Origin of the sequence: Pseudomonas vranovensis DSM 16006 (genome assembly GCF_000425805.1) — a bacterium.
GTDB lineage: Bacteria > Pseudomonadota > Gammaproteobacteria > Pseudomonadales > Pseudomonadaceae > Aquipseudomonas > Aquipseudomonas vranovensis.
In genome coordinates, this window is the sequence record NZ_KE384456.1 from 277825 (window position 1) to 302703 (window position 24879).

24 protein-coding genes are annotated in these 24879 nt (G+C 63.3%); 12 read left to right on the plus strand and 12 right to left on the minus strand.

Annotation, left to right across the window (positions count from 1 at the left end; genetic code table 11):
* The first annotated feature begins 11 nt into the window (after positions 1–11).
* Genes H621_RS0123750 through H621_RS0123780 form a run of 7 tightly spaced genes read left to right on the plus strand, consistent with a single transcriptional unit; the run spans position 12 to position 6510 of the window.
* Positions 12–1292 carry a type II and III secretion system protein family protein gene (locus tag H621_RS0123750; protein WP_028945771.1) on the plus strand — a complete coding sequence of 427 codons (1281 nt, stop codon included), beginning with the start codon at positions 12–14 and terminating at the stop codon, positions 1290–1292.
* The gene (locus tag H621_RS0123755; RefSeq protein ID WP_028945772.1) at positions 1289–2479 is read left to right on the plus strand and encodes a CpaE/TadZ family protein; all 1191 of its coding nucleotides are present in this window, start codon (positions 1289–1291) and stop codon (positions 2477–2479) included. The genes H621_RS0123750 and H621_RS0123755 overlap by 4 nt, the downstream gene beginning before the upstream one ends.
* Positions 2476–3747, plus strand: a complete 1272-nt coding sequence (locus H621_RS0123760) for a TadA family conjugal transfer-associated ATPase (protein ID WP_036990356.1) — start codon at positions 2476–2478, stop codon at positions 3745–3747. The genes H621_RS0123755 and H621_RS0123760 overlap by 4 nt, the downstream gene beginning before the upstream one ends.
* A complete protein-coding gene (locus H621_RS0123765; RefSeq protein WP_028945774.1) occupies positions 3744–4628 on the plus strand; it encodes a type II secretion system F family protein in 885 nt (294 codons plus the stop codon). The genes H621_RS0123760 and H621_RS0123765 overlap by 4 nt, the downstream gene beginning before the upstream one ends.
* 1 nt (position 4629) lies before the next feature.
* The gene (locus H621_RS0123770; RefSeq protein ID WP_028945775.1) at positions 4630–5520 is read left to right on the plus strand and encodes a type II secretion system F family protein; all 891 of its coding nucleotides are present in this window, start codon (positions 4630–4632) and stop codon (positions 5518–5520) included.
* Between the two features lie 14 nt (positions 5521–5534).
* Positions 5535–6239, plus strand: a complete 705-nt coding sequence (locus tag H621_RS0123775) for a tetratricopeptide repeat protein (protein ID WP_028945776.1) — start codon at positions 5535–5537, stop codon at positions 6237–6239.
* A 7-nt stretch (positions 6240–6246) separates the two neighbouring features.
* Positions 6247–6510 (plus strand): DUF3613 domain-containing protein, encoded by a 264-nt coding sequence (locus H621_RS0123780; protein ID WP_028945777.1) that lies wholly within the window; start codon positions 6247–6249, stop codon positions 6508–6510.
* 9 nt (positions 6511–6519) lie between these two features.
* On the opposite strand, the gene H621_RS0123785 is transcribed toward H621_RS0123780, so the two are convergent.
* Together H621_RS0123785 and H621_RS0123790 are read right to left on the minus strand one after the other, a co-directional pair.
* On the minus strand, positions 6520–7302 hold the full coding sequence (locus H621_RS0123785) for a response regulator transcription factor (RefSeq protein WP_028945778.1): 783 nt from the start codon (positions 7300–7302) through the stop codon (positions 6520–6522).
* A gap of 135 nt (positions 7303–7437) precedes the next feature.
* On the minus strand, positions 7438–7908 hold the full coding sequence (locus H621_RS0123790; RefSeq protein WP_028945779.1) for a prepilin peptidase: 471 nt from the start codon (positions 7906–7908) through the stop codon (positions 7438–7440).
* Between the two features lie 73 nt (positions 7909–7981).
* Here H621_RS0123790 and H621_RS0123795 point away from each other — a divergent pair, with 73 nt between their 5' ends.
* Both H621_RS0123795 and H621_RS0123800 read left to right on the plus strand, forming a co-directional pair.
* Complete coding sequence (locus H621_RS0123795) at positions 7982–8422, plus strand: TadE/TadG family type IV pilus assembly protein (RefSeq protein ID WP_028945780.1); 441 nt, start codon at positions 7982–7984, stop codon at positions 8420–8422.
* Complete coding sequence (locus H621_RS0123800; RefSeq protein WP_051270704.1) at positions 8419–11112, plus strand: PAS domain-containing sensor histidine kinase; 2694 nt, start codon at positions 8419–8421, stop codon at positions 11110–11112. Before H621_RS0123795 ends, H621_RS0123800 begins: the two co-directional genes overlap by 4 nt.
* On the opposite strand, the gene H621_RS0123805 is transcribed toward H621_RS0123800, so the two are convergent.
* The 7 genes from H621_RS0123805 to H621_RS0123835 all read right to left on the minus strand — a co-directional run bounded on the left by H621_RS0123805 (position 11097) and on the right by H621_RS0123835 (position 17699).
* A complete protein-coding gene (locus tag H621_RS0123805; RefSeq protein WP_028945782.1) occupies positions 11097–13028 on the minus strand; it encodes a pilus assembly protein TadG-related protein in 1932 nt (643 codons plus the stop codon). The two genes, H621_RS0123800 and H621_RS0123805, sit on opposite strands and share 16 nt — an antisense overlap.
* A gap of 101 nt (positions 13029–13129) precedes the next feature.
* Positions 13130–13690 (minus strand): DUF4136 domain-containing protein, encoded by a 561-nt coding sequence (locus tag H621_RS0123810; RefSeq protein ID WP_028945783.1) that lies wholly within the window; start codon positions 13688–13690, stop codon positions 13130–13132.
* A gap of 19 nt (positions 13691–13709) precedes the next feature.
* Positions 13710–14357, minus strand: coding sequence for a DUF4136 domain-containing protein (locus tag H621_RS0123815; RefSeq protein ID WP_028945784.1), 648 nt, complete (start codon positions 14355–14357; stop codon positions 13710–13712).
* A 19-nt stretch (positions 14358–14376) separates the two neighbouring features.
* A complete protein-coding gene (locus tag H621_RS0123820) occupies positions 14377–15126 on the minus strand; it encodes a methyltransferase domain-containing protein (protein ID WP_028945785.1) in 750 nt (249 codons plus the stop codon).
* Complete coding sequence (locus H621_RS0123825; protein ID WP_028945786.1) at positions 15123–15428, minus strand: MazG-like family protein; 306 nt, start codon at positions 15426–15428, stop codon at positions 15123–15125. Before H621_RS0123825 ends, H621_RS0123820 begins: the two co-directional genes overlap by 4 nt.
* 61 nt (positions 15429–15489) lie before the next feature.
* Positions 15490–16344: a MaoC family dehydratase gene (locus H621_RS0123830; protein WP_028945787.1), complete on the minus strand. Its 855-nt coding sequence runs from the start codon at positions 16342–16344 to the stop codon at positions 15490–15492.
* A gap of 2 nt (positions 16345–16346) precedes the next feature.
* A complete protein-coding gene (locus tag H621_RS0123835) occupies positions 16347–17699 on the minus strand; it encodes a 3-oxoacyl-ACP reductase (protein ID WP_028945788.1) in 1353 nt (450 codons plus the stop codon).
* A 119-nt stretch (positions 17700–17818) separates the two neighbouring features.
* Here H621_RS0123835 and H621_RS0123840 point away from each other — a divergent pair, with 119 nt between their 5' ends.
* Entirely contained in the window at positions 17819–19096 is a 1278-nt protein-coding gene (locus H621_RS0123840; protein ID WP_028945789.1) for an acetyl-CoA C-acetyltransferase, read from the plus strand.
* On the opposite strand, the gene H621_RS0123845 is transcribed toward H621_RS0123840, so the two are convergent.
* Positions 19083–20102 carry a bile acid:sodium symporter family protein gene (locus H621_RS0123845; RefSeq protein WP_028945790.1) on the minus strand — a complete coding sequence of 340 codons (1020 nt, stop codon included), beginning with the start codon at positions 20100–20102 and terminating at the stop codon, positions 19083–19085. The two genes, H621_RS0123840 and H621_RS0123845, sit on opposite strands and share 14 nt — an antisense overlap.
* A gap of 87 nt (positions 20103–20189) precedes the next feature.
* Here H621_RS0123845 and H621_RS0123850 point away from each other — a divergent pair, with 87 nt between their 5' ends.
* Together H621_RS0123850 and H621_RS0123855 are read left to right on the plus strand one after the other, a co-directional pair.
* On the plus strand, positions 20190–20978 hold the full coding sequence (locus H621_RS0123850; RefSeq protein WP_028945791.1) for an AraC family transcriptional regulator: 789 nt from the start codon (positions 20190–20192) through the stop codon (positions 20976–20978).
* A gap of 182 nt (positions 20979–21160) precedes the next feature.
* Positions 21161–22054, plus strand: coding sequence for a PA4780 family RIO1-like protein kinase (locus tag H621_RS0123855; RefSeq protein ID WP_028945792.1), 894 nt, complete (start codon positions 21161–21163; stop codon positions 22052–22054).
* Between the two features lie 4 nt (positions 22055–22058).
* On the opposite strand, the gene cueR is transcribed toward H621_RS0123855, so the two are convergent.
* Both cueR and H621_RS0123865 read right to left on the minus strand, forming a co-directional pair.
* Positions 22059–22463 (minus strand): Cu(I)-responsive transcriptional regulator, encoded by a 405-nt coding sequence (gene cueR, locus H621_RS0123860; protein WP_028945793.1) that lies wholly within the window; start codon positions 22461–22463, stop codon positions 22059–22061.
* A complete protein-coding gene (locus tag H621_RS0123865; protein WP_028945794.1) occupies positions 22460–24862 on the minus strand; it encodes a heavy metal translocating P-type ATPase in 2403 nt (800 codons plus the stop codon). Before H621_RS0123865 ends, cueR begins: the two co-directional genes overlap by 4 nt.
* Positions 24863–24879 lie beyond the last annotated feature (17 nt).

Sequence of the window (24879 nt, forward strand, 5' to 3'; positions counted from 1 at the left end):
GATGCCCTTCAATGAGCAGTCGTTCCGTGCGGGTAACTCAACAAGTGCTGTGCGTGTGGCTGTGTGCCGCCGCGCTGGTTTCTCAGGCCCGGGCGGCCAACACCGGGTGTGCAGCGATCGAGCGGCTGCCGGCAGCGATCGAGATCGACCAGGGCCTGCAACAAGAGGTGCGGGTGCCGGTGCATATCACTCGGGTGGCCGTGGGTGATTCGAAAATCGCTGATGTACAGGCCAGTGGCGACGACGCTGTTCTGTTGACGGCGCTCAACCCCGGTGCCACCAGTCTCATGCTCTGGACCGCCTGTTCGAAGGCCCCGCGCCAGGCCATGGTGTTCGTCAAGGGCGTGGCCACCGCCGACATGGCCGAGAGCGCCTTGCCGCCGTCGCAAGACCCTGCATTGCCCAGTCAGGTGCAAGCTGATATCCGCTTTGTCGAAGTCAATCGCACCAAGTTCAAGGAAGCGGGGGCGCGACTGTTTTTCAAAGGCTCCAATAATGCCCTGTTCGGCTCGCCGGGCACGGTGCCCAATACCTTCGTCAGGCCCGACCATGTGCCGGGGGTAATGACCGCACCTGGCCAGTACGCCGACATACGCCCGGGTATCCCGCTGGACAACGATGTATTCAACATTGTCTTTGGCGGCGGCAGCAGCCGATTTCTCGCCGCCATCAATGCCCTGGAAAACAGCGGCTTTGCCTACACCCTGGCGCGTCCCAGCCTGGTAGTGCTCAGCGGTATGACCGCAAGCTTTCTGGCCGGCGGCGAAATACCCATTCCGGTGCCCAGCAGTGGCAGTGACAGCGTGTCGATCGAGTACAAGGAATTTGGTATTCGCCTGGCCTTGTCGCCCACGGTGATCAGCCGCGACCGTATCACCCTCAAGGTGGCGCCAGAAGTCAGCGAGCTGGATTACGGCAAGGCAGTCAACATTGCCGGCACCCTGGTGCCGGGGCTTACGGTACGACGCACCGACACCAGTATTTCCCTGGCTGATGGCGAAAGCTTCGTGATCAGCGGCCTGATCAGCAGCACTACGCGCTCGGCGGTCGACAAGTTCCCGGGACTGGGCAACCTGCCGATCATCGGGGCGCTGTTTCGTCAGTCGTCTGTGGCGCGCGATGAAACCGAATTGCTGATGATCGTCACCCCGCACCTGGTTCAGCCCCTGGCGGCCAATGCCCAATTGCCGTCGTTGCCGGGCGAAGGGCTGCGCAATTACGACCCGAGCTGGGGCCGGCTGTTCTTTCTGGAAAACGGCGACTTTGAAGGTCGCAGCGGGTTATCCCAATGAGCGAAAGCCTGAGCCAGACGTTTATTGCCATCACGCGAAACGACGAAGACCTGCAGTGGTTGCAAGGCGCCCTGGCGCCGCTGGGGCAGGTGGTCGGTACCGGCCGTGGCAGCCTCGATGAGCTGTTGGCGCTGATCGACGTCACCTTCGCCAACCTGATCTTCGTGGGCCTGGACCGCGAGCAGGTGGTCAATCAGTGCGCCTTGATCGAAGGGGTGCTGGAAGCCAAGCCGATGCTGGCGATCGTCGCTCTGGGCGATGGCATGGACAATCAACTGGTGCTCAACGCCATGCGCGCCGGCGCCCGGGACTTTGTCGCCTACGGCTCGCGCTCAAGCGAAGTGGCCGGGCTGGTGCGGCGCCTGAGCAAGCGCTTGCCGGCGGTTGCCAGCAACCCGAGCCTGGGTGGCTTGACCGTCCTGTATGGCAGCCAATGTGCCTCCGACGGTGCCTTGCTCACCACCCACTTGGCGCGGGTGGTGCAGGGCAGCGGCCAGCAGACCTTGCTGCTCGACCTGGGCTTGCCCCGGGGCGACAGCCTGGCCCTGCTGGGACTTGAAGCCTCGTTTCATTTTGGCGATGCGTTGCGGCATTTGCGGCGCCTGGACAACACCCTGATCGACAGTGCCTTCACCCGGGAGAGCTCGGGCCTGCGCCTCCTGGCCTACGGCGAAACCGACGAACCGCTTGAGCGCACCAGCGCCGCCGAGCTGTACATGTTGCTCAGTGCCTTGCGCCAGCATTTTCAGCACATTGTGGTGAACCTCACCGGCCAGTCCGATTGCGAGGCCCTACGTACCTTTGTCAGTCATTGCGACAAGCTGGTCTGGTACACCGACCAGAATGTCATGGAGTGCAGACGCAACCTTGATGTGCTGACCCTGTGGCGGGAAAAAGGCATGAAGCTTGAACATGCAAGCTTGCTGGTGGACCGCTACCTCAAGGGTGTGGCCCCGGATTCCGAAGCCTTGAGCAAGCGCTATGGCCTGCCGCTGCTGGTGGTGTTGCCCTACAGCCCCGAGGTGCGCCTGAATGCCAAGAACCAGGGCCTGACCCTGTTCGAACTGGCCCCGCGGGAAAGCCTTACCCACCACCTCAAGGCCCTGGGTGAGCGGCTGGCCCGGCGCTCGGAGCACAGCAAACCACCCTCGGGGAGCTGGCTCAACAGACTCTGGGGGCAAAAATGAGCACCGCTGATGAGCTGTTCGGTGGCGCCCGGCATAACCTGGGCAATGACCCTCAGGGGCTCAAGCGCGCCTTGCACCGCTTCATCATCGATGCCATCGAAGACAGCGGACGCAATCTGCTGGAAGGGTCGCGCCCGGCGCTGGCGCAGTTTGTGGTGGAGCAGGTGGGTGACTACATCGCCCGGCTGCACCTGGCGCTGTCACGCTACGAGATGGAGCGCCTGGCTGAAGAAATCGTCGATGAGCTGACCGGCTTCGGTCCGCTTGAGGTGCTGCTGCGCGATGCCAGCGTCACCGAAATTCTGGTCAACGGTCCGCACCGGGTGTTTATCGAGCGGGCCGGGGTGCTGCAGCAGACGGACCTGCGTTTTATCGATGCCCACCATGTGGAGCGGGTGATGCAGCGCATTCTTGCGCCCCTGGGGCGGCGCCTGGATGAGTCCTCGCCGATGGTCGATGCACGCATGCCCGACGGCAGCCGGGTCAACGCGATCATCCCGCCGGTAGCGCTGGACGGGCCTTGCCTGTCGATCCGCAAATTCCGCAAGGACATGCTCAAGAGCGCCGACCTGATCGCTACCCGCACCATCGATGCAGACATCCTCGACTTCATTCAACTGGCGGTGTCCAAGCGCTGCAATATTCTGGTCAGCGGCGGCACCGGCACCGGCAAGACCACCCTGCTCAACATACTCAGCCAGTTGATCACCCCCAATGAGCGGTTGGTGACCATCGAGGATGTCGCCGAGCTGCAGCTGGACCATCCCCATGTGGTACGCCTGGAAACCCGCCCACCCAATGCCGAGGGGCATGGCGAGATCAAGGCCAGCGAACTGATCCGCAACGCCCTGAGGATGCGTCCCGACCGTATCCTGCTGGGTGAGATCCGCGGCGTCGAAGTGCTCGATGTGCTGACGGCGATGAACACCGGTCATGACGGCTCGATGAGCACCGTGCATGCCAACTCCGCTCAGGATGCCCTGTTGCGCCTGGAGACGCTGGTGGGCCTGACGGGTCGCCAGGTGGCCGAGAAAACCCTGCGCCAGATGATCTGCGCAGCCCTGGATGTGGTGATCCAGCTGACCCGGCTCGCCGATGGCCGTCGCTGTGTCAGCGAGGTGCTGGAAGTGGTCGGGGTGCGCGACGATGTGTACGTCACCAACACCTTGTTCCGCTTTGACCGGCGCACCGGCGAAGGTTTTGTTCGTGAGGCACCGAACCCGGCCAGCGCCAAACTGCGGCGCGAATTTTCGGAGCCTCATCCGTGATCGCACTGGTGCTGGCTTTGATCTGCCTGGCCTTGCTGGGGGTATCGGTTCGTTTGTTCTACGCCGGTATGCGCAAGTCGGCGACCGAGCGCATCCTGCAACGGCTTGGCCAGGCACAGGATGTGTCGTCTGCGGTGACGGCGCCTCGGCGCGACTGGCTCGACAGCCTGCTGCAACGCGCCGGTCTCGAGCGGCACAACGAGCGACTGTTATCGTGGCTGGCGATCTGGGCGCTGCTATCGCTGATGGCGGGCCTGGCACTGAGCTGGGTGGCGGGAGTGGGGTTGCTGCTGCTCGGGCCGCTGCTGTTTCGCCTGTACCTGGGCTGGCGCTATCACCGTCGGCGCCAGCGCATGATCGAACAGCTGCCGCAGTTGCTCGACCATAGCGTGCGCAGCCTCAAAGCCGGTCGCACCCTGAGCGATGCTGTGCTGGGGGCGATAGATGCCGCCAGGCAACCCTTGCAGGGTGTCTTGCAACGGGTTCGGCGCAACGTGCAAATGGGCGTGGGCCTGGACGACGCCGTGCAGGACTTGGCCGAGCTGTACGACCAGGACGAACTGCGTTTGTTTGCCCTGGGCCTTCGGATCAACCACCGCTATGGCGGCAATGCCAGCGAGCTTTTGGAAAACCTCATCAAGACCATCCGCGAGCGCGAGCAGGGCGCCCGGCAATTGCGCGCCATGACCGGAGAAACGCGCATGACTGCCGTGGTGCTCGGGGCGTTGCCGGTGAGCATGGCGGCCTACTTTCTGTTCAGTAATCCCAAGTACCTGTTGAGCATGTGGCAAGACAGCAGTGGCCAGATCATGTTGATCAGCGCCTTTGCCTTGCAGGTGTTCGGCTGCCTGGCGCTGTGGCGCATGTTGCGGAGTCAATGAGATGGCCTTGATGCTCTGCGCCGTGCTGTTCTTCGCCGCCTTCGTGCTGTTGTGCGGGCACCTGCTGCGCCAGCAACGCCGGCAACGCCTGGTGGCGCAGCGGCTGCAGGGGCAGTTGGCCCGGGACAATCGTCTGGACAACTGGCTGCATCAACTGGGTAGCAGTCACCTCGCGCAACGGCTGCAGACCCTGGACGGCGAAACCCGGCAATTGCTCGATCGCATCGGCTGGCGTCGCAGCCGCCAGCGGGCGGTGTTCGCCGCCTGCCAGGTGGGCGTGCCGTTGCTGGCGCTGGGCATTGCCGTGGTGGTCGAAGAAACCTTGTACCGCGACAGCCCCACGGCCTGGCTGGTGATGCCGATATTTGCACTGGGTATCGGCTACCTGTTGCCCAAACGGTTGTTGGCATGGGCGGCGTCCAGGCGCCAGCAACAGGTTGCCCGCGAGGTGTCCACGTTTATCTCCTTGCTGCGCATCCTCTTTGAATCGGGCCTTGCGGTAGAGCAAGCGCTGCGGGTGCTGAGCCAGGAAGGCCGGCAATTGCTGCCGGCGCTCAGTGAAGAATTGCGCGGCGTTTTACTGCGGGTCGACTCGGGCCTGGCCCTGGTGCCGGAGCTTGAGAAAACCTCGCAGCTGCTGGCGGTGGATGAGTTCAGCGACACCTGCGTGATCCTCAAGCAGTTGCTCACCCAAGGTGGCGGGGCAATGAAGTCGCTGCTGGCACTCAAGCAACTGCTCGATGATCGGCGCCTGACGGGGATGCAGGAACGTGTCTCGAAGATGTCCGGGAAAATGTCGGTGGTGATGATGGTGTTCTTGTTTCCGGCCTTGCTGATTGTGCTCGCCGGTCCCGGTCTTACGGCATTGGCCAAGGCCTTGGCTTCGTCATGAAGGGAGATGCATGCATGAAAGCAGTCGTGGTGATCATCAGCCTGATGGTGCTCGGCGGTTGCGCCACGGACGGCCGCGCGCCCTGGTCGGCCCTTGCCGGGAACACGGCCAGTTGTGCCAAGCTCGATTCGAGCCAGGAGCTGGCATTGAGTATGGCCGACGAGATGCTCGGCGAAGGCCGGCCCCATGCCAGCCTGGCGCATCTTGAGGCCTTGCCCGCGGACATGGCCCAGGTGCGTCTGCGCAAGGCCAAGGTGTGGCGTCTGCTCGGTCGTAGCGAGGCCGAGCCCTTGTACCGCAGCTTGCTGGGCAGTTGCCTGGCAGCCGAAGGCGAGCATGGCCTGGGTCAGCTGGCTTCGGCACGCGGTGACAACGTCCAGGCTGAGCGTCATTTGCTGCGGGCGGTACGTCTGGCACCGACCGATGAGAAAATGCGCAACGACCTGGGGGTGGTCTACCTTGACCTTGGCAACGTCGAACAGGCCCGCTTCGAGTTCCTGACTGCCATCGAGCTCAAGGACAACAACTCCCTGGCGGCGGTCAACCTGGTCAGCCTGCTGCTGTACCAGGACAAGTGGCAGCAGGCTGCAGACCTGGTCTCGCGCTTCAAGTTGAGCCCGGCGCAGTTCAGCGAGGCGAAGTATCGTGCCGAGCAGCTCAAAAAGCCAAACACGTCAGCGCCGGCCAGGATCGATCAGGTCGCGGCGGTACAACAGTGAGGTGGGTATGAAACCTGGATGGATACTACTGCTGGCATTGATCAACCTGCCCTTGGTTGCACAGGCCATCGAAGAAGGACCGTCGTCGCAGGCGCAGAAGGGGACTGAAACCTGGCTGCAACTGCAGGCGCGCAATCAACAGGCATCGAAGATACCGCAGACGGCAACACCCAAGGAGCGCGAGCGCAGCATGCAGCGCTGGCTCGACAGCTACAAGTATGAAATTCCAGAACACTTTGACTACGACAGCATAGGCGCGGGCGACAAATAGCGGCGCGTGTCAGTGTGCCGTCAGCCGCTGGTGCTGCGGCGCATTGCCCGGCGAAAGGGCCAGCGCCAGCTGGGTGCGGTTGCGCATGTGGGTCAAGCGCAGCACCTGGGACACATAGAGCTTGACGGTGTTTTCGGTGATACCCAGTTCACAGGCGACCTGGTAATTGGTCTTGCCCTTGCCGACCAGGCGCGCCACGTCCAGCTGGCGTGGCGACAGCTGCTCGAAGATTACTGGAATGGGGTCATTGTCGAGCTCGCCGTCGAAGTCTGTGGCGCGACGCAGCACGCCGTGCCCTCGGGCCTTGCCCAGGTCCTGGCAGAGGTCGTCGATGGACTCGGCCAGGTACTGCAGCTTCTGGTTCAGGTGACCCAGGTGCTGGTAGTTTTCCCGACGTATCTGCAACGCCGCTTCCTGGCGTTGAATGCCTTCAAGCAACTCGTTGAGATCGACCGGTTTCTGGTAGTAATCGGCAAAGCCTTCTCGCAGCGCCTTGATCACGTCCTGCTTGTCGGCGCGCCCGGTGAGCATGATGGCCTCGAAGAGCCGCTGCTGTCCGGCAATGATCTTCAGCGCCCTGACCAGTTCGATGCCGTCACGCTCTGGCATGGACAGGTCACACAGCACCAGGCCAATGGCCGGGTCGGCGGCAAAGCGCTCGATCGCCTGGGTGCTGGACTGGCAGGGGACGCAGCGGTAACCGCTGCTTTCGAGAAATTCGCACAACTCTTCCACGATCAGTGGCTGGTCATCGACGACCAGCACCTTCACTTCGCTCACAGGCTTGTTCACGCGCGACTCCCTGCTTGAAGTGCCCTTGCTTCCGAGGTTTGGACGGCCTGGGCATCGACCGACAACACTGTAGAAAGTAGTCGTACTTGAGCACGATGTACAAGGTTTGTACGCCCGGAAAAGGCACTCAGGCGACTAGTGGACCCATACAGCCGCAAGTAGAAAGCCGGCCAATATGAAGGGGGCAAAGGGTTGTTTTTTTGACGATTCTTCCAGTACTTGCTTGAGTCGGCTCTTAACCTTTTGACTTAGCAGGGACCACAGCCAGCGCCGTGTCGACAGCCACACCAGCACGGCAATACCGGCGCCGATAAAGGTTCCCAGGACGTACATTCGGTCAGTGGCCAGCGCCAGCGCAGCAAGCAGCTTGACGTCACCTGCACCGAAGCGCCCCAGCATGTAGCCGGGCAAGGTCAGCAGCATGACGATGGCCAGCGCCCAGCCACCTTCACTGGCGTCGGCGCCGATCCAGGTGTGTCCGGTCATGAACAGGTAGACCAGCGCGCAGGCTGCGGCGCCGAGGGTCAGGGTATTGGCAATCTGGCGCTCACGCACATCTTGTTCAGCGCATAAGGCAAGCCACAACAACAGGACAATGCTTTGCATCGTGAAATGCATCCCTTTGTGGTGAATGATTCTATGCTGTCAGACAGGTGTCACTGTCAGGGTAGACGCGATCATGAAAGCAAGCCTGTGCAATCGGCAAAAAGGCGCTGCGGCGCTGGAGTTCGTGGCGGTATTCGTGATCTTCTTCGCAGTGTTCTATGGTGTGGTCAGTTATGCCCTGCCCATGCTCATGTTGCAGTCCTTCAACCAGGCCAGCAGCGAAGCGGTGCGTCGTTGCGTGGCACTGGACCCCACCAGCAAGACCTACGGTGCCGACGTCGACACGCTGGCCAGGCAAGTGCTGAACCAGCAGCTGGCGTGGATGCCCAATTCCCTCGGTTTCGAGGCCAGCGACGCCACGGTGACGCTGTCGCCAACCCATCTGTTGACCGTAAAAATAGATTACGCCCGAGACAAACTGACCTCCGTGATACCGGTACTCAACCTGCCGGTGATCGGCCAGGTACCGCGATTGCCGACCAGCCTCAAGGCTGAAGCGAGCCTGCAACTGTGAGTGTGGGGCAGCGCTTGTTGGCGCTTTGGGGCGGGCGTGCCGCCACCCCCCCGGAGGCGGAGCCAGAACCCTTGGCTGTACCCGTCTCGGGGTTGCAGGTGTGGCTGGATGACAACGCCCGGGTGCTGCGCCTGGCCGGTCCCTTGCGCTCGGCCCTGGCTTTGCCTGCGCAAGCCCAGGGGCGCCTGCAGGATTATGTGCAGCCCTGCAGCCTGCTGGTACTCGAAGGTGAGCCCATGGACTGGCAGGGCCAGCCCCTGGACCTGGACTTCAAGGCCGCCGGTGGCACTACCTTGCATACCCGTGGCTGGCTGCAGCAGCACGCCGGGCAATGGTTGCTGCAGGTGTTCGATGTCGGCGACCTGTTGCAGCATCGCCAGCAATCACTCATCGCCGAGCGACAGCGTCACCTGACCAGCCACCTGGCCTGTGCGGTGCGTGACTGCAGCATCGAATGCCTGGAGGCGGTGGCAAAGGAGCAACTGCAATGGCTGGCGCGGCATTGGCAGGCCTCAGCCGTACAGGTTTTGCTGCAGGGGGCCGAGGGGTGGCAAACCTATGTCGCCAGCGGCGAGATCGTACACGGGATTGCTGACTCGGTACTGAGCCCGCTGCTCGACCACATGGCGCCGGGCCAGGTGTATTCAAGTGCCGCGCATCCGGACTTGCACCTGCTGTATGCAGCCAGGCCAGCGTCGTTTGTGCCCTATGCCTCCGGGCTGCAGGTCAAGGCCTGGCTGTTATGTGGCGGGCCCGGTGCGCCGCTGGTGGGGGCCGAGGCATTGAGCATTTTTGGCGCTTACGCCGAGCCGCTGGTGAGCCGGCTGGTGGCGTTCGAGCTGGAACAGCAGAGCGAGCGTCTGGACAGTCTGCAAGTACAGTTGCGCGCCGGGTGGTGGCAGTGGCGATTGATTACCCCCAACTTGCAGTTGGACCCAGGATTGGCCCAGCGTCTTGGCGTGCCTGCGCAATTGACCCTTAGCCAGTGGCTGAGCCGGGTACACCCCGCTGATCGCGAGGCAGCGCAATTGGCCCTTGGGCAATTGCAGTGCGAGGGGCGTGACCTGGAGCTGACCCTGCGCTTGCTCGACAACAATTTGCAAGCCAACCCGCGTTGGTATCGGTTGTGCGGGCAAGTGCGCGGCAACGGGCCACAGCGTCGCCTGCAAGGGTTGATGCTCGACATCAGCGACAGCAAGGCACAGCAACTTCAGGCCGCTGCCGCCCAGGCCCGGCTGGAGAACCTGATCGCCAGTTCTCCCGCCGTGATCTACATCCAGCGCTACAGTGAGGGCGCGCTGTACGCCGAGTTCTTCAGTGCCAGCCTGCAGCCGATGCTGGGTTGGGAGACCCCACAAGAAGGTGTGTTGCAGCCTGGGAAATGGGTCCACCCGCAGGATCAGTCGCTGTGGCTGGAGCGCACCCGCACCTTGTTGCGCGAGGGGCAGGTGCGCAGCCGCTACCGTTTGCGTGACCGCCAGGGCGACTACCACTGGGTGCTCGATGAAGCTCGACTACTGCGTGATGACCTGGGTTTGCCGGTGGAAGTGGTGGGTATCTGGCTGGATGTCAGCGAGGCCACTGAAGCCGCTGAAAAAATGCGTGAGAGCGAGGAGCGCTACCGGGTGCTGGTGGAGGATTCCCCGGCGATGATCTGCCGCTACACCCCCTCGCTGGAGCTGGTATTCGGTAACCAGCCGCTGGCCGATTACCTGGAGTGCAGCCCGGCACAATTGCCTGGCATCAACCTTGGGCAATGGATGTCGCAGACTCAACGTGTGGCGTTTGTCGAGCGCCTGGCCAGCCTTACGCCAGAGCAACCCGTAAGCACGGCCGAGATCTGCCTGCAGCTACCTGGCCGCGAGCATGCGTGGTGGGTGTGGTCCGACCGCGGTTTGTTCGATGAGCACGGCAAGTTGCTGGAAATCCAGGCGGTGGGGCGCGACAACACCCAGGTACGGCGTACCCGTCAGCAACTGGTGCAGAGCGCGAAAATGGCTACCCTCGGCGAGATGGCCACCGGACTTGCCCATGAGATCAACCAACCCCTGAACGTGATGCGCATGGCCGTGGTCAACGCTCTGAAACGCCTGGAAAATGGCGAGGCGCAGGTGGACTACCTGCAGGAAAAGCTCACCCGCATCGATGCCCAGGTGCAGCGTGCTTCGCGGGTGGTGGAACACATGCGTGTGTTTGGCCGCCGCTCGGAGGTCGATCAGCAATTGTTCGCGCCGTGGCAGGCGGTGGAGGGTGCCTTGTCGCTACTTGCCGACGGCTTGCGTGGCAAGGGCGTGGACCTGCGCGTCGATGCCCCGCAGGAGCTGCTGCAGGTCAGCGGTCATCAGGATCAATTGGAGCAGGTGCTGATCAACCTGCTGGTCAATGCCCGTGATGCCTTGTTGGCGCGTCGTGAGGGCGGGTTGCTGGAGCCCTGGATCGCATTGCGCCTCGAGCAGGATGAGCGCCAGGTTCGCCTGCTGGTCGAAGACAATGGCGGCGGTATCGACCCTCGCCTGCTGGAACGGATTTTCGAGCCGTTCTTCACCACAAAGCCGGTGGGCGTCGGCACGGGCCTGGGCTTGTCGGTGAGCTACGGGATCGTGGACGCCATGGGCGGTTGCCTGAGCGTGGAGAATGCCGCCGAAGGGGCGCGCTTCTGCATCGAACTGCCGGTTCACAGCACCAGTTGAGCGCGGGTGCTGGAGCAGGTCAGGTTGGCGCTGACTTCGGTGGTGTTGAGGTCGATGCCGAGGACTTTGAGGAGTGAGTTGATCAGGGGGTCGACCAAGGGGCTGAGCAGGTTTTTGATCATCGGTTTGAGAATCTTGGTTACGTCGGCCAATACGCTTGCAGCGACGTCTAGCACGCCCCCCAGAATGTCGCCGTTCTGAGGCTTGTAGACGTGAAGGGGTAAGGTGTCGATGGTGGTATTCAGGCTCGCGATGATGTTGTTGGGTTGCATGGCGAGGTAGGGCGAGGACTTTCCGACCTCCAGCAGGTTGGCGCCCTGGAAAAGCATGTCTTCGTGGCGCGCCAGTACTACCAGTGGATCAGGTTTGATACCCACGCCTCCGCCAACGAAGGGGACGCGGGTGCCACAGGTTTTGCCAAGTCCCAGAAGGCTGCTGCAAATATTGGTGCCGATATCGATCAGTGGAATCGGGTTGATTGCGCCGGTGCCGTCATTGAGAAATGCGTTCGGCGAGTCGATTTTGCCAATGGATATCTGCGCGCCTGCGCTGTCAGTTGCAGCGGTCAGTTGTCTGTCGGGCGTACACCTGAAATCGCTGACTCTGCTGGTCGCCTTGACGGTACTGACACTGATAGTGAATTCCGCCGCTTGGTCGAGCGCTTTGATATCGCTGACTTTGCAGGGTACGCCGAGTGCACAGAGCAATGAGTCGACGGTCCCTTTGAGGTTCAGGTGCAGGAGGTTGTTCAGGATATTGGTCAGTGGCTCCGCCAGTTCTGCTACGGCATTGACGATACCGGCCAGGCTTTTGATCACCGGCGAATTGACCGACACCATGGTCCTGATCTGCGCCGTTTGCACGCTGATGTCGTCGGTCTGAGGGTTACCTATAGCAGAGACTTTCGGCGGCTCGATGACCTTGATCTGAATCTTTCCATTGACCAGGCCCAAGAGCTTGATCGGCAACTCGACCACCGCCGCATTCTCCTTGTTCGACAGCAATATCACCCCTTGCACCAATTGCAGCAGCTGCAGGCTGGTGTCCAGCCCGGCCTTGGGCGTACCCGCATTCACCTGAAGGATATCGGCAAGCTTGAGCACTCGGTCGTCGTCGGTCGCAACGGTGAGTTTGGCCAGGTTGCTGGCGACATCCAGGACTTTGTTGCTGCCGTTCTTCATGACCTCGGCTGCCGCCTCGATCAGGTCGGTTGCCGAGACGTTGGTGTTCAACAGCTCATCGTAATTGCCGGCCTGCACGCCGACCTCGATCGCCAGTTGATCCAGGTATTCAAGCAGGTTGATGTCGGTATTGGCCAAGCCTCGCCATCCCAGTACATCCAGATTTATCCGGGCACCCAAGGGGTCGGCCAGCGCATTGAGCAAGGCGGATTTTTGCGAGTCGATGGTTGCCAGTGTGGTGCGGATCCTCAGCATGGCCAGCGGCGGCCTGGGTGTTGCCGCCACGGCTGTGGCAGTGAGGGTGACGGTGGTGGGCAAGTCGTTGCCTTTGGCCAGGGCCAGCACGCCGGCTGCAACGCTGGTGGCCACATCGCGGTGGACGATCACTCGGATGGCTTCATTGCGGGTGGCATCGACACTGAAGCGGCGCAGGCTGTTGGCGCCGGTCTGCAAGGTGCCGCAGGCGGTCTCAAGACGCCCGGCCGCATCGAGCCCGTTGCGTTTTGCCCCCAACTTGGCCAGTGCATCGGCCGACGGCCCGACGCCATTGCAGGTGCCCAACTGCCCCGCGGCTTCCAGCGCCGACATATCGGCGACCCGTTGCAGCTTTCGCTGCTCCAGATACAGCCTGCCGCTGTCGACCACCATCAACAGAAACAGCAGCCCCATGCCCAGGGTCAAGGCCGCCATCAGTCCGATTGCACCGCGTTGCCGTGCGGGAAAGCGTGAAGACACGAGCACTCCTTTGCTGCCCATGGCCACGCAGGGCAACAGCTGCAAGAAGTGTAGACAAGATAATGGCCAGTCGCCTTCAAGGCGACCGGCCATGGCAGGGATCAGTGTGGCGGGTAGTTGGCCAGCACTTTGGCCACGGTGTTGCGGATCGCCGTGTTGCGCTCTTCCGGGCTTGGCGGGTAGTTGTTCATGATTTGTTCGGCACTGCCGCGCCATACCAGCTTGCCGTCGCGGCTGTCGAACAGGTCGACCTGGATGGTTGCCACCTTGTAGTCGACACTGCGGGTTTCGTTGTACATCGGCCCGCCCCAGTAGTTGCCCCAGTAACCGCCCCAGGCACCACCATAGTTGGTGGTGATCTGCTGCTGGCGGTTTTCGACGATCAGGTAGGTCTGCACTTTCAAGTCAGCCGGGGTGTTGCCCTGAGCCGGGCGCAGGCCGCGTTGATCGAGCTGCCCGGCCACGGCCTGGCGAATGCGCTGTTCAGTCAGGTCGCTCTTGATCCGCGGATCATCCGGGCGGTATTGCAGCGCCGGCTCCTGCCACACCCAGCTGCGGTAGCCGGCAAAGTCGCGGCTGGCATCGAAGTCCTGGGTCGCGTTGTTGCTTGAGCAGGCGCCCAGCAACACCACCATTGAGAGTACAGCGAGACGGCGCAACATGATGGATCTCCAATTGCCTTTAGCTGGGAGGATAGCCGTTGAGGGCTTTTTTAACGGATTCGCGCAGGGCATCTTCGCGCTCGCCCTGGGAGCCCTGGCTACTGGTCTCGGCGCTGGCGCTCCACACCGGTTGGCCGTCGCGGGCGTCATACAGGTCGACCTGTACCACCATCACCTCGACTTCATAGGTGCGTATCAGCGGCACGCTGGCGTACGCCCCGTAGCCGTTGCGGTAACCGCCCACGCCGCCATAGGCGCCATAGCCTCCATAGGGATAGCCGCCATAGGGGTAAGCGCCGTAGGGGTAGTAGTCTTCGCGCACCTGGCGCAAGCGACGCTCCAGGCTGAGGTTGGCAGTGACCAGCAGATCGCCCTGGCCATTGCGCGCCGGTCGCAGGCCGCGCTGGTCCAGGGCGTTGCTGACTGCATCGGCCAGCTGTGCAGGTTCGGTCAGGGCGACACCCGACGGCAACTGACCGTCGCGCCAGGTCCAGCTGCGGTAGCGTCCATAGTCGCGAGGCGGTGCCGGGTAGGCGCTGGCGTCGAACGTAGTCGCCGCCTGGGGCGGCGCCGGTGGCAGCGGGAGGGAGCTGGCGACATACGGGTTCGGGCTTTGGCACGCCGCCAGGCTCAGGCACAGCAGGCCCAGGGTCAAACGGTACGGCATGTCACCCTCCAGGCAGGTGTCAGCGGGGTCGGCAGATCCAGTGCAGGTAGCGCCCAAGGCCGGCAAAGGCTGGATGACGCCGATGGGCCAGCTCCATTTCCAGCAGGTCGAGCAGCTCGGCCCTGGCCTGGAACTCACTGGGCATGTAGTCGTGGAAAACGCGCACGCCGCTCTCTGTTTCGACCTGCCACAGATCTTCAAGTTGCGCCCTGAGCGTGCGCGGATCAAGTGGTTTTTGCGGGGTCAGGCTCTGCTTTTCGCCGGCCATGTCGTTGCGCCGCAATTTGCGGAAATGGCCCTTGAGCAGGTTGCGGTAAACCAGTGCGTCGCGATTGTAGAAGGCCAGTGACAGCAGGCCATCGCTGCGGGTCAGCTGGTGCAGCACAGGCAGGATGGTTTCAGGTTCGGCCAGCCATTCCAGCACGGCGTGGCACAGCACCAGGTCGTAGGGCTCGGTCAGCTGCCCGAGCAGTTCCTGCCAGGGCGCCTGGATGAAGATCGCTGGCTGACCGGCCTGGGCGAAGCGCTCGCGGGCACCGGCGAGCATGGGCTCGGCAGGTTCGGCCAGCGTCACCTGATGCCCGCGTTCGGCCAGCCACAGGGCCATGTGGCCCAGGCCGGCGCCGATATCCAGGACCCGCAGGGGACGGTCGGGAAGGGCTTCGGCGAGGTCCGCCTGCAGGACCGCGAGGCGGATGGCACCCTTGGCGCCGCCGTAGATCTTTTCTGCGAAGCGGGTGGCCAGGGCATCGAAGTGACGGTCGTTCATCGGGCAAACCGCCGTTCATTGTCGGCCAGCTTGCTGCGTACCACCTGCTCCATGTCCAGGCCCAACTCACTGCACAGCAGCAACAGGTACAGCACCACGTCACCGACTTCCTGGCCGGCGTGCTCCAGTTGCTCGGGGGCAAGCGTGCGCGATTGGTCTTCGCTCAGCCACTGGAAGATCTCGACCAGCTCGGCCATTTCCACACTGGCGGCCATGGCCAGGTTCTTTGGACTGTGGAAGCCACGCCAATCGTTGTTGTCACGGATGCGGTGCATGCGTTGGGTCAGTTCGTGCAGGTTCATCAAGACTCTCCTCAAGTCGCATAGCTTCAGGCGGGCGCCGTCGCAACGCAAGAGGGCCTTGTCAGTCCAGCCGCCGCCAGGTTCCGCGCATGTGCTGCAGGTCACCGTGGCCGTCCAGTTGCAGCTGTCCTTCGGCTGCAGTCGGGCTTGCGTTGAGGATGACTTCACTGGGCAGGCGCACGGGTTTGAGGAAGTCCACGGCAATCTCGTAGCCGCTGACCGGCAAGTGCCCGCGCAATGCGGCCAGGGTCATGGCTTTGCTCCACATGCCATGGGCGATAGCTGTAGGGAAGCCGAACAGTTTTGCGCTGGTGGCGCTGAGGTGGATGGGGTTGTAGTCGCCGCACACCTTGGCGTAGTGCCGGCCGATATCGCTGTCGGCGTACCAGCGGGTCAGTTCGCTCAAGGAAGGAGTGGCAGGTTCGACATCCGCTTCGGGCTCGCCCGTCAGTTTCAGCCCGCGGCACAGCATGCGGCTGGTCTCGGCCCAGATCAGCCCCAGGCCGTCCGAGGCTTCGGTGACCAGATCGAAAGAGCCCCCCTTTTCATGGGGCTGCAGGTTCTGCACATGTACGCTGAAGCGCAAATGGCTGATACCGCCCAGCGGCCGCACCACACGGATGCTGTTGTGCAGGTGGACGAGGCCAAGCAAGGGGAAGGGGAAATCCTTGTCGGTCAGCAGTTGCAACTGCAGGGCGAACGCCATCACATGGGGGAAGGTGGGCGGCAGGCGCCCATCGTCACTGAAGTGACAGAGCTTGCGGTAGTCCTCGAGTTGCTTGGGGTTGACCTCAAGGTAACTGCGCAAGCCCTGTTCGGGCAGCGTATCGCCGGTGATCTTGCGTTTGCGTGCCGCGCGCAGGTACAGGCCGGACAACGCAGCGGTGCTACTCAGATCGTGCCACTGTCGTGTCATGTTCAAGCCCCCATCACGGCCTGGCCACATACCCGCAGCACCTGGCCATTGACTGCACCGGTACCGGGTTGTGCCAGCCATGCCACGGCTTCGGCGACATCCTGGGGCAAGCCACCCTGGCCCAGGGAGCTCATGCGCCGCCCGGCTTCGCGCAGGGCAAAGGGAATGGCGGCGGTCATGCGCGTCTCGATGAAACCGGGGGCCACGGCGTTGACGCTGCCGCCGCGTTCGGCCAGCTTCGGTGCCCAGGCCTGAGCCAGGCCAATCAGCCCGGCCTTGCTGGCGGCATAGTTGGACTGCCCGCGGTTGCCGGCGATGCCGCTGATCGAGGCCAGCAACACGATGCGCGCGTTGTCGTGCAGGGCGCCGCTGTCGAACAGGGCCTGGGTCAGGAGCTGGGGGGCCTTGAGGTTGACCGCCAGGACCGAATCCCAGTATTCCGGGGTCATGTTCGCCAGAGTCTTGTCGCGGGTGATGCCGGCGTTATGGACCACGATGTCGATGCCATCGGGCAGCCCTTCGATCAGTTGCGCCGGGGCATCGGCGGCGCAGATGTCCAGGGCCAGGCTGCGACCGCCCAGGCGCGCGGCCAGGGCTTCGAGGTCGGCCTTGGCCTGGGGTACATCGAGCAACACCACCTCGGCACCGTCGCGGGTCAGGGTTTCGGCAATAGCCGCACCAATGCCACGGGCGGCGCCCGTGACCAGGGCCTTGCGTCCGGCCAAGGGGCGGGTCCAGTCCTGGACGCTGCTGGCGCACGCGCCAAGGCGCAGCACTTGCCCGGAGATAAAGGCGCTCTTGGGCGACAGGAAAAACCGCAGGGCGCCTTCGAGCTGGTCTTCGCCGGTGTCGCTGATGTACAGCAACTGCAGGGTGGCGCCCGCTCGCAGTTCTTTGGCCAGGGAGCGGCTGAAACCTTCGAGGGCGCGTTGGGTCACCTGGGCCAGCGGGTCATCGAGCTGTTCCGGTGGCCGTCCAAGAATCACCACATGGGCGCTGGGTGCCAGGCTGCGCAGGAGCGGCTGGAAGAACTCGCGTAATTGCTTGAGCTGGTCGGTGTCTTCCAGTTCGCTGGCATCGAACACCACGGCCTTGAGTTTGGGGCCAAGCCCGGCAACCCATTCGGTCGCGCCCAGCTCGGGACTGGCGAAGCTGTAGACGTCGTCGGTCAGGCGCTGCGCGAATGCCTCGACCCTGTTCGCCAAAGGCCCGCCTCCGAGCAGCAGGGCGCCGTCCACAGGCCGCAGGCGACCGGCCTCCCAGCGTTCCAGGCGCGCTGGGCTGGGCAGGCCCACGGCCCCCACCAGGCGCCGGCCGAGGTCGGAGTTGGCGAAGTCGATATAGCGGTCGCTCATGTGCGCGTCTCCCTGAAATAAGCTTCAAAGTGTGGACCATGATTGGCCGTTGGTCGTTCGACCGCGCAAAAAACACCTACGCTGTAGCGGACTGTTTGCTGATAAAGAGGACATTACGCATGCGTTCATTGCGCCGGGTCGCGATCATTGGCGGCAATCGGATTCCCTTCGCCCGTTCCAACGGCGCCTACGCCACTGCCAGTGACCAGGCGATGCTTACCGCAGCCCTCGAAGGGCTGATCGAACGCTATGGCCTGCACGGCCTGCAACTGGGCGAGGTGGCGGCCGGGGCTGTGCTCAAGCACTCCCGGGACATGAACCTCACCCGTGAATGCGTGCTCGGCTCGCGTCTGTCGGCGCAAACGCCCGCCTACGACCTGCAACAGGCTTGCGGCACGGGGCTTGAGACGGCGATACAGGTGGCCAACAAGATCGCCCTGGGGCAGATCCACAGCGGGATTGCCGGTGGTGTCGACACCACTTCAGATGCGCCCATCGCCGTCAACGAGGGCTTGCGTCGCATTCTGCTCCAGGCCAATCGCGGCAAGACCACGGCCGACAAGCTCAAGGCCTTTCTCAAGCTGCGCCCGGGTCACCTCAAGCCCGAACTGCCACGCAACGGCGAACCGCGCACTGGGCTGTCGATGGGGCAGCATTGCGAGCTGATGGCGCAGACCTGGCAGATTCCCCGCAACGAGCAGGACGCACTGGCGCTGCTCAGTCACCAGCACCTGACGGCCGCCTATGCCGAAGGCTGGCATGATGACCTGCTCACCCCGTTCCAGGGCCTGACCCGCGACAACAACCTGCGCGCCGACCTGTCCCTGGAGAAACTCGTCAGCCTCAAGCCAGCGTTTGAGCGCAGCGAAAAAGGCACCCTGACGGCGGGCAACTCCACGCCGCTGACCGATGGTGCCTCGGTGGTGTTGCTGGGCAGCGAAGACTGGGCTCGTGAGCACAATCTTGAGGTGCTGGCGTATCTGGTCGATGGCGAAACTGCGGCGGTGGATTTCGTCAAAGGTCAGGAGGGGCTGTTGATGGCGCCGGCCTACGCGGTCCCCAGGTTGCTGGCGCGCAATGGCTTGAGCCTGCAGGATTTCGACTACTACGAGATCCACGAAGCCTTCGCTGCCCAGGTGCTGTGTACCCTCAAGGCTTGGGAAGACCCCGACTACTGCCAGCGCAAGCTGGGCCTGAGCGAGCCACTGGGGGCCATTGATCGCAGCAAACTCAACGTCAAGGGCAGCTCACTGGCAGCCGGGCATCCGTTCGCTGCCACCGGCGGGCGCATCCTGGCCAATATGGCCAAGCTGCTGGCCACTGCAGGCAAGGGCCGTGGTCTGATTTCTATCTGCGCCGCCGGTGGTCAGGGCGTTACGGCGATCATCGAGCGCTGACCAGCGCTGGCGCTTCGACCGTGGCCGGGCGATTGGCATAGTGCTCGGCCATGATCGAGCAGACGATCAGTTGCAGCGGGTGGTAGATCATGATCGGCAGCAGGATCAGGCCCAGGCCCGGGTGGGCACCGAAGATCAGCGCAGCCATCGGCGCACCGGCGGCCAGGGACTTCTTGCTGGCACAGAACACCGCGGCCACTTCGTCGGCCGGGCTCAAGCGCAGGGCTCGCGCGGTGCGGGTGGTCATCCACAGGATCAAGGCCAGCAGCATGGCGCTGCCCACGAACGCCGTGACCAGCACCCCGTTGCCTTGCTGCTGCCACATGCCCGACACCATCGAGTTGCAGAACGCGGCATACACCAGTAGCAGGATCACCAGCTTGTCCATGATATTGGTGTAGCGCTTGTGCCGAGCGAAGAAGCGGCCCAGCCACGGGCGCAGCAGCTGGCCTAGCAGTAGCGGCAACAGCAGCAGGGCGCAGAGGTCGAGCAGGGTGGCGGCCAGGTCGATGCCGCCGCTGCCGCTGCCCACTACCAGGCTGACCAGCCAGGGGGTGATGAAAATGCCGAGGACGCTGGACAGGCTGGCATTGAGAATCGCCGCCGGCACATTGCCGCCTGCGCTGCCGGTAAGGGCCACCGAGGATGAGATGGTCGAGGGCAGGGCACACAGGTAGAAAAAGCCCAGCATCAACAGCGCTGGGACCTGGCTGCCGAGTACGCGGTCGGCCAGCCACCAGATCAACGGAAAGATCACGAAGGTGAAACCCTGCACCATCAGGTGCAGGCGCCCGTTCCGTAGACCATGGCGAACCTGTTCGCTGGAGAGGTTGATACCGTGCAGGAAGAACACCAGGAATACGCCGGTATTGATGACGTACTCGGCATGCATCGCGCCGCCGCTGCTGCCGAAACTTGGGAACAGCCAGGCCAGGAAAGTGGCGAGGAACATGCCGCATAGGAACCAGTCGGTAACCACGCGTTTGAGGTGCTTGAGCGCTTGCATGGGCGGGCCTTTGAATCATTTTGCAACCAATGAGGCATGAGGCTACCCTGCCCGGAATAATGCCGTCTTGCGATATAAGGCCAACCGATGCCGACAAACGGACAAAGACAGGGCCCTCGTCCGATCCCCGCCCTGACGCAACTACCCAGGCCTGTGTACGCACGGGCCGAAAGCTTGAGCGCCGGTTCCTGGACCACCCGCCACCAGCATGATTGGGTGCAGTTTTCCTATGCGATCAGCGGGGTGCTTGGGGTACGCACTGCCGAAGGCAGCTATTTCGCCCCACCACAATGGGGGGTGTGGATACCGGCGGGCGCCGAGCATGAGGTGGAAACCTCGATGCGGGCCGAGATGCGCAGCCTGTATGTTCACCGCGACGCTTGCCGTTGGGCGCCGGAGCAGTGCCGGGTACTGGAAGTCACCCCACTTGCTCGCGAGCTGATCAAGCAGTTTTGCCTGTTGCCGGTGGACTATCCCGAAGACGACAGCCCCGAGGCGCGGCTGGTCGGCGTATTGCTTGATCAGTTGCAGGCGTTGCCGCAAGTGGGCTTTTCCTTGCCCCTGCCGCAAAACCCGCGCTTGCTGGGGCTGTGCAACGAATTGCTCGCGCATCCCGAGGAGGGGCAAACCCTTGGCCAGTGGGCGCAGCAGCTGAATACCTCGGAAAAGACCCTGATGCGCCTGTTCCAGCGAGAAACCGGCCTGAGCTTTCGTGGCTGGCGCCAGCGCATGCGCCTGTTATCGTCGCTCACTGCCCTCGAAGCGGGACAAAGCGTTACCGACGCCGCGCTGGGCTGTGGCTATGACTCGACATCGGCCTATATCGCCGCCTTCAAGAGCCTGTTCGGCATGACCCCGGGGGGCCTGCGCCTGTGAGTGGCAACGTATTCTGATGATTTTTGTGAACGATTGTGCTCCGAGAGATACAAAAACAATGGCAAGTCGGACGGTTTGTCGTTACAACGCAGAGCGGTCTTGATACAGCGACAATCCGGTGCAGCACCGGTGACCTACAAAAATCCATGTGTCTGGCAGAACAGGACCCCCGACAAAAGCCGATGAAGACTCCAAAACGCATTGAACCACTGGTTGAAGATGGACTGGTCGACGAAGTACTGCGACCACTGATGAGTGGCAAGGAGGCCGCCGTGTACGTGGTGCGCTGCGGTCAGGAACTGCGTTGTGCCAAGGTCTACAAAGAGGCCAACAAACGCAGCTTCCGCCAGGCCGCCGAGTACCAGGAAGGGCGCAAGGTGCGCAACAGCCGCCAGGCCCGGGCCATGGCCAAGGGTTCCAAGTACGGGAAAAAGGAAGCCGAAGACGCCTGGCAGAACGCCGAGGTTGCCGCCCTGTTCCGCCTGGCCAACGCCGGTGTACGAGTGCCGCGGCCCTACGACTTCCTTGACGGTGTGCTGCTGATGGAACTGGTGGCCGACGAGTACGGCGATGCCGCGCCACGGCTCAACGATGTCCACCTGGAGCCAGAGCAGGCGCGCGAATACCACGCCTTTGTGATCCGCCAGATCGTGCTGATGCTCTGCACCGGCCTGGTGCATGGCGACCTGTCGGAATTCAACGTGCTGCTAGGCCCCGACGGTCCGGTGATCATCGACCTGCCACAGGCAGTGGATGCGGCGGGCAACAACCACGCCTTCAGCATGCTGGAGCGAGATGTCGGCAACATGGCGGCCTATTTCGGCCGCTTTGCCCCGGAACTCAAGCAGACCCGCTATGCCCGGGAAATGTGGGCCCTGTACCAGGCTGGCGAGCTGCTGCCAGAGACCGAGCTCAGCGGCCAGTACCAGGACGATGAGCACACCGCCGATGTCGACGGGGTCATGCGCGAGATTGATGCCGCCCGTCTGGATGAGGCCCGCCGGCGTGCTGCCAGGGACGACGCCGAACGGGGCCCCAGCAAGGAAGAGGAGCCCGCGCCGCCCTGGCTGCAGTAATGCTTCAGTGACAGCAACTGCTGCCGGCTGCCAGGTCCTTGAGGATCGGGCAGTCAGGGCGGTCGTCGCCCTGGCAGTGGGCGACCAGCTCGCTCAAGGTATCGCGCAGACTCACCAATTCTTCAATTCGCCGGTTCAAGTCATCAATGTGCTGGCTGGCCAGGGCCTTGACGTCGGCACTGGCACGCTGACGGTCTTGCCACAGGGTCAGCAGCCTGGCGACTTCCTCCAGAGAAAAGCCCAGATCACGCGAGCGCTTGATGAATGCCAGGCTGTGCAGGTCGTCTTCCGAGTACAGGCGATAGCCGCTGTCGCTGCGCAGGGGCGGCTTTAGCAGGCCGATGGACTCGTAGTAGCGGATCATCTTGGCGCTCAAGCCGGAACGGCGAGCGGCTTGTCCGATATTCATGGGGTGTCGTCCTGTGGCGGGGTTTCGGGTTTCCAGGTTTTGAGCATCAGGGCGTTACTGACCACACTGACACTCGACAGGGCCATCGCCGCACCAGCCAGTACCGGGCTGAGCAGTCCGAAGGCGGCCAGGGGAATGCCGATCAGGTTGTAGATGAACGCCCAGAACAGGTTCTGGCGGATCTTCGCATAGGTCTTGCGACTGATCTCAAGTGCGGCCGGTACCAGGCGTGGATCTCCGCGCATCAGGGTGATACCGGCAGCCTGCATGGCCACGTCGGTACCTCCGCCCATGGCGATGCCGATATCGGCGGCGGCCAGGGCTGGGGCATCGTTGATACCGTCGCCGACCATCGCTACCACTCCCGATTGCTTGAGCTCGGCGACTTTCGCCGACTTGTCGCCGGGCAGCACCTCGGCATGCACGTCGGTAATACCCAGGGCCAGGGCCACTACCTTGGCGCTGCCGCGGTTGTCACCGGTCAGCAGGTGGCTGCTGATGCCCCGGTCGGCCAGTTGACGCACGGCCTGGCCGGCACCTGGCTTGAGGCTGTCGCCAAAAGCGAACAGGCCCAGTACACGCGGTTGCGGGCTGCGCTCGATCAGCCAGGACAAGGTCCGGCCTTCGGCTTCCCAGGCATTGGCATCGGCTGCCAGCCCGCCCGGTTGCAGGCCGCTCTCGTCGAGCATCCGACGGTTGCCCAGCGCCAGGTCGCGACCGTCCAGGGTGCCGGCGATGCCGCGACCGGTAAGCGACTGGCTGTTGCTGATGTCGGCCACGGCCAGGCCTTGTTCTTCACAGGCATCCAGCACCGCCTTGGCCAGCGGGTGTTCGCTGCCGCGCTGCAAGGCGCCGGCCAACTGCAACAGTTGGGCCTGTTCACCGACCGCCGCTTTGCTATGGACAATGCGCGGGCTGCCGGAAGTGAGGGTGCCGGTCTTGTCGAATACCACGCGGTTGACGGCGTGGGCGCGTTCCAGGGCCTCGGCGTCTTTGATCAGGATGCCGTGGCGGGCGGCGACACCGGTACCTGCCATGATTGCCGTCGGTGTGGCCAGGCCCAGTGCGCAAGGACACGCGATGACCAGCACGGCGATCGCGTTGATCAGGGCAGTTTCGATCGGCGCACCGGCCAGCCACCAACCCACCAGGGTAATCAGCGCTATCACCAGCACCGCCGGGACGAACACCTGGCTGACCCGGTCCACCAGCTTCTGGATCGGCGCTTTGGCGGCCTGGGCGTCTTCGACCAGGCGGATGATGCGCGCGAGTACTGTTTCAGTCCCCAGTGCCAGGGTACGTACCAGCAGGCGGCCTTCACCGTTGATGGCGCCGCCGGTGACCTTGTCGCCCGGTTGCTTTGGCACCGGCAGGCTTTCACCGCTGATCAGCGCTTCGTCGGCATGGCTCTGGCCTTCTATCACTTCACCGTCGACGGGGAGGCGCTCACCGGGCTTGACCACCACCAGGTCATGCAGGCGCAGTTCGCTGATGGCCACGTCACGCTCCTGGCCATCGACCAGCAGCAGCGCGCGTTCAGGGCGCAGGGCCTCGAGGGCGCGGATTGCGCTGGCGGTCTGGCGCTTGGCGCGGCTTTCCAGGTATTTGCCCAGCAGCACCAGGGCGATCACGACGGCAGACGCTTCAAAGTACAGGTGCGGCGTAACGCCGGGCGCCGCCTGGGCCCATTCATAGAGGCTCAGGCCATACCCGGCGCTCGTGCCGATGGCTACCAGCAGGTCCATGTTGCCGGCACCGGCGCGCACGGCTTTCCAGGCAGCCACATAAAAGCGTGCACCGAGGATGAACTGCACCGGTGTGGCGAGCACGAACTGGGCCCAGGCCGGCAACATCCAGTGGATACCGAATGGCTGCAGCACCATCGGCAGTACCAATGGCAAGGCCAGCAATACGGCCAGCGCCACCGACCAGCGCTCCTTGCGCAGGCGGCGTTCGGCATCGTCCTTGTTGACCTTGGCGCTTTGCGGCAGGGTGGCCGAGTAACCGGCATGGGTGACGGCGTCGATCAGCACGCTGCTGTCGACAGCACCGAGCACTTGCACATGGGCGCGCTCGTTGGCGAGGTTGACGCTGACGGTCTGCACCCCCGGCACTTTGCCCAGGGCACGCTCGACACGGCCTGCGCATGAGGCGCAAGTCATGCCGCCGATCTGAAGTTCCAGCGACTGGCTGGGAACACTGTAGCCGGCCTGTTCAACCGCCTCGACGAGGGCCGGCAGGCTATCGGCCGGGGCCTGGATGCGGGCTTGTTCGGTGGCCAGGTTGACGCTGACCTGTTCGGCACCGCTGACCTTGCGCAGGGCGCGCTCGACGCGGCCAGCACAGCTGGCGCAGGTCATGCCGGCAATTGGCAGATCGAACGTGGTAGATGCAGACATGGGCACTCCTCCTTGGA

What these genes read in the sequence shown, in the direction of transcription:
- H621_RS0123865 (WP_028945794.1), bottom strand. Translation starts at nt 24,862, where the DNA reads ATGTCTGCATCTACCACGTTCGATCTGCCAATTGCCGGCATGACCTGC.
- H621_RS0123775 (WP_028945776.1), top strand. Translation starts at nt 5,535, where the DNA reads ATGAAAGCAGTCGTGGTGATCATCAGCCTGATGGTGCTCGGCGGTTGC.
- H621_RS0123770 (WP_028945775.1), top strand. Translation starts at nt 4,630, where the DNA reads ATGGCCTTGATGCTCTGCGCCGTGCTGTTCTTCGCCGCCTTCGTGCTG.
- H621_RS0123780 (WP_028945777.1), top strand. Translation starts at nt 6,247, where the DNA reads ATGAAACCTGGATGGATACTACTGCTGGCATTGATCAACCTGCCCTTG.
- H621_RS0123830 (WP_028945787.1), bottom strand. Translation starts at nt 16,344, where the DNA reads ATGACACGACAGTGGCACGATCTGAGTAGCACCGCTGCGTTGTCCGGC.
- H621_RS0123835 (WP_028945788.1), bottom strand. Translation starts at nt 17,699, where the DNA reads ATGAGCGACCGCTATATCGACTTCGCCAACTCCGACCTCGGCCGGCGC.
- H621_RS0123760 (WP_036990356.1), top strand. Translation starts at nt 2,476, where the DNA reads ATGAGCACCGCTGATGAGCTGTTCGGTGGCGCCCGGCATAACCTGGGC.
- H621_RS0123825 (WP_028945786.1), bottom strand. Translation starts at nt 15,428, where the DNA reads ATGAACCTGCACGAACTGACCCAACGCATGCACCGCATCCGTGACAAC.
- H621_RS0123810 (WP_028945783.1), bottom strand. Translation starts at nt 13,690, where the DNA reads ATGTTGCGCCGTCTCGCTGTACTCTCAATGGTGGTGTTGCTGGGCGCC.
- H621_RS0123855 (WP_028945792.1), top strand. Translation starts at nt 21,161, where the DNA reads ATGAAGACTCCAAAACGCATTGAACCACTGGTTGAAGATGGACTGGTC.
- H621_RS0123755 (WP_028945772.1), top strand. Translation starts at nt 1,289, where the DNA reads ATGAGCGAAAGCCTGAGCCAGACGTTTATTGCCATCACGCGAAACGAC.
- H621_RS0123815 (WP_028945784.1), bottom strand. Translation starts at nt 14,357, where the DNA reads ATGCCGTACCGTTTGACCCTGGGCCTGCTGTGCCTGAGCCTGGCGGCG.
- cueR (WP_028945793.1), bottom strand. Translation starts at nt 22,463, where the DNA reads ATGAATATCGGACAAGCCGCTCGCCGTTCCGGCTTGAGCGCCAAGATG.
- H621_RS0123845 (WP_028945790.1), bottom strand. Translation starts at nt 20,102, where the DNA reads ATGCAAGCGCTCAAGCACCTCAAACGCGTGGTTACCGACTGGTTCCTA.
- H621_RS0123850 (WP_028945791.1), top strand. Translation starts at nt 20,190, where the DNA reads ATGCCGACAAACGGACAAAGACAGGGCCCTCGTCCGATCCCCGCCCTG.
- H621_RS0123840 (WP_028945789.1), top strand. Translation starts at nt 17,819, where the DNA reads ATGCGTTCATTGCGCCGGGTCGCGATCATTGGCGGCAATCGGATTCCC.
- H621_RS0123750 (WP_028945771.1), top strand. Translation starts at nt 12, where the DNA reads ATGAGCAGTCGTTCCGTGCGGGTAACTCAACAAGTGCTGTGCGTGTGG.
- H621_RS0123820 (WP_028945785.1), bottom strand. Translation starts at nt 15,126, where the DNA reads ATGAACGACCGTCACTTCGATGCCCTGGCCACCCGCTTCGCAGAAAAG.
- H621_RS0123795 (WP_028945780.1), top strand. Translation starts at nt 7,982, where the DNA reads ATGAAAGCAAGCCTGTGCAATCGGCAAAAAGGCGCTGCGGCGCTGGAG.
- H621_RS0123790 (WP_028945779.1), bottom strand. Translation starts at nt 7,908, where the DNA reads ATGCAAAGCATTGTCCTGTTGTTGTGGCTTGCCTTATGCGCTGAACAA.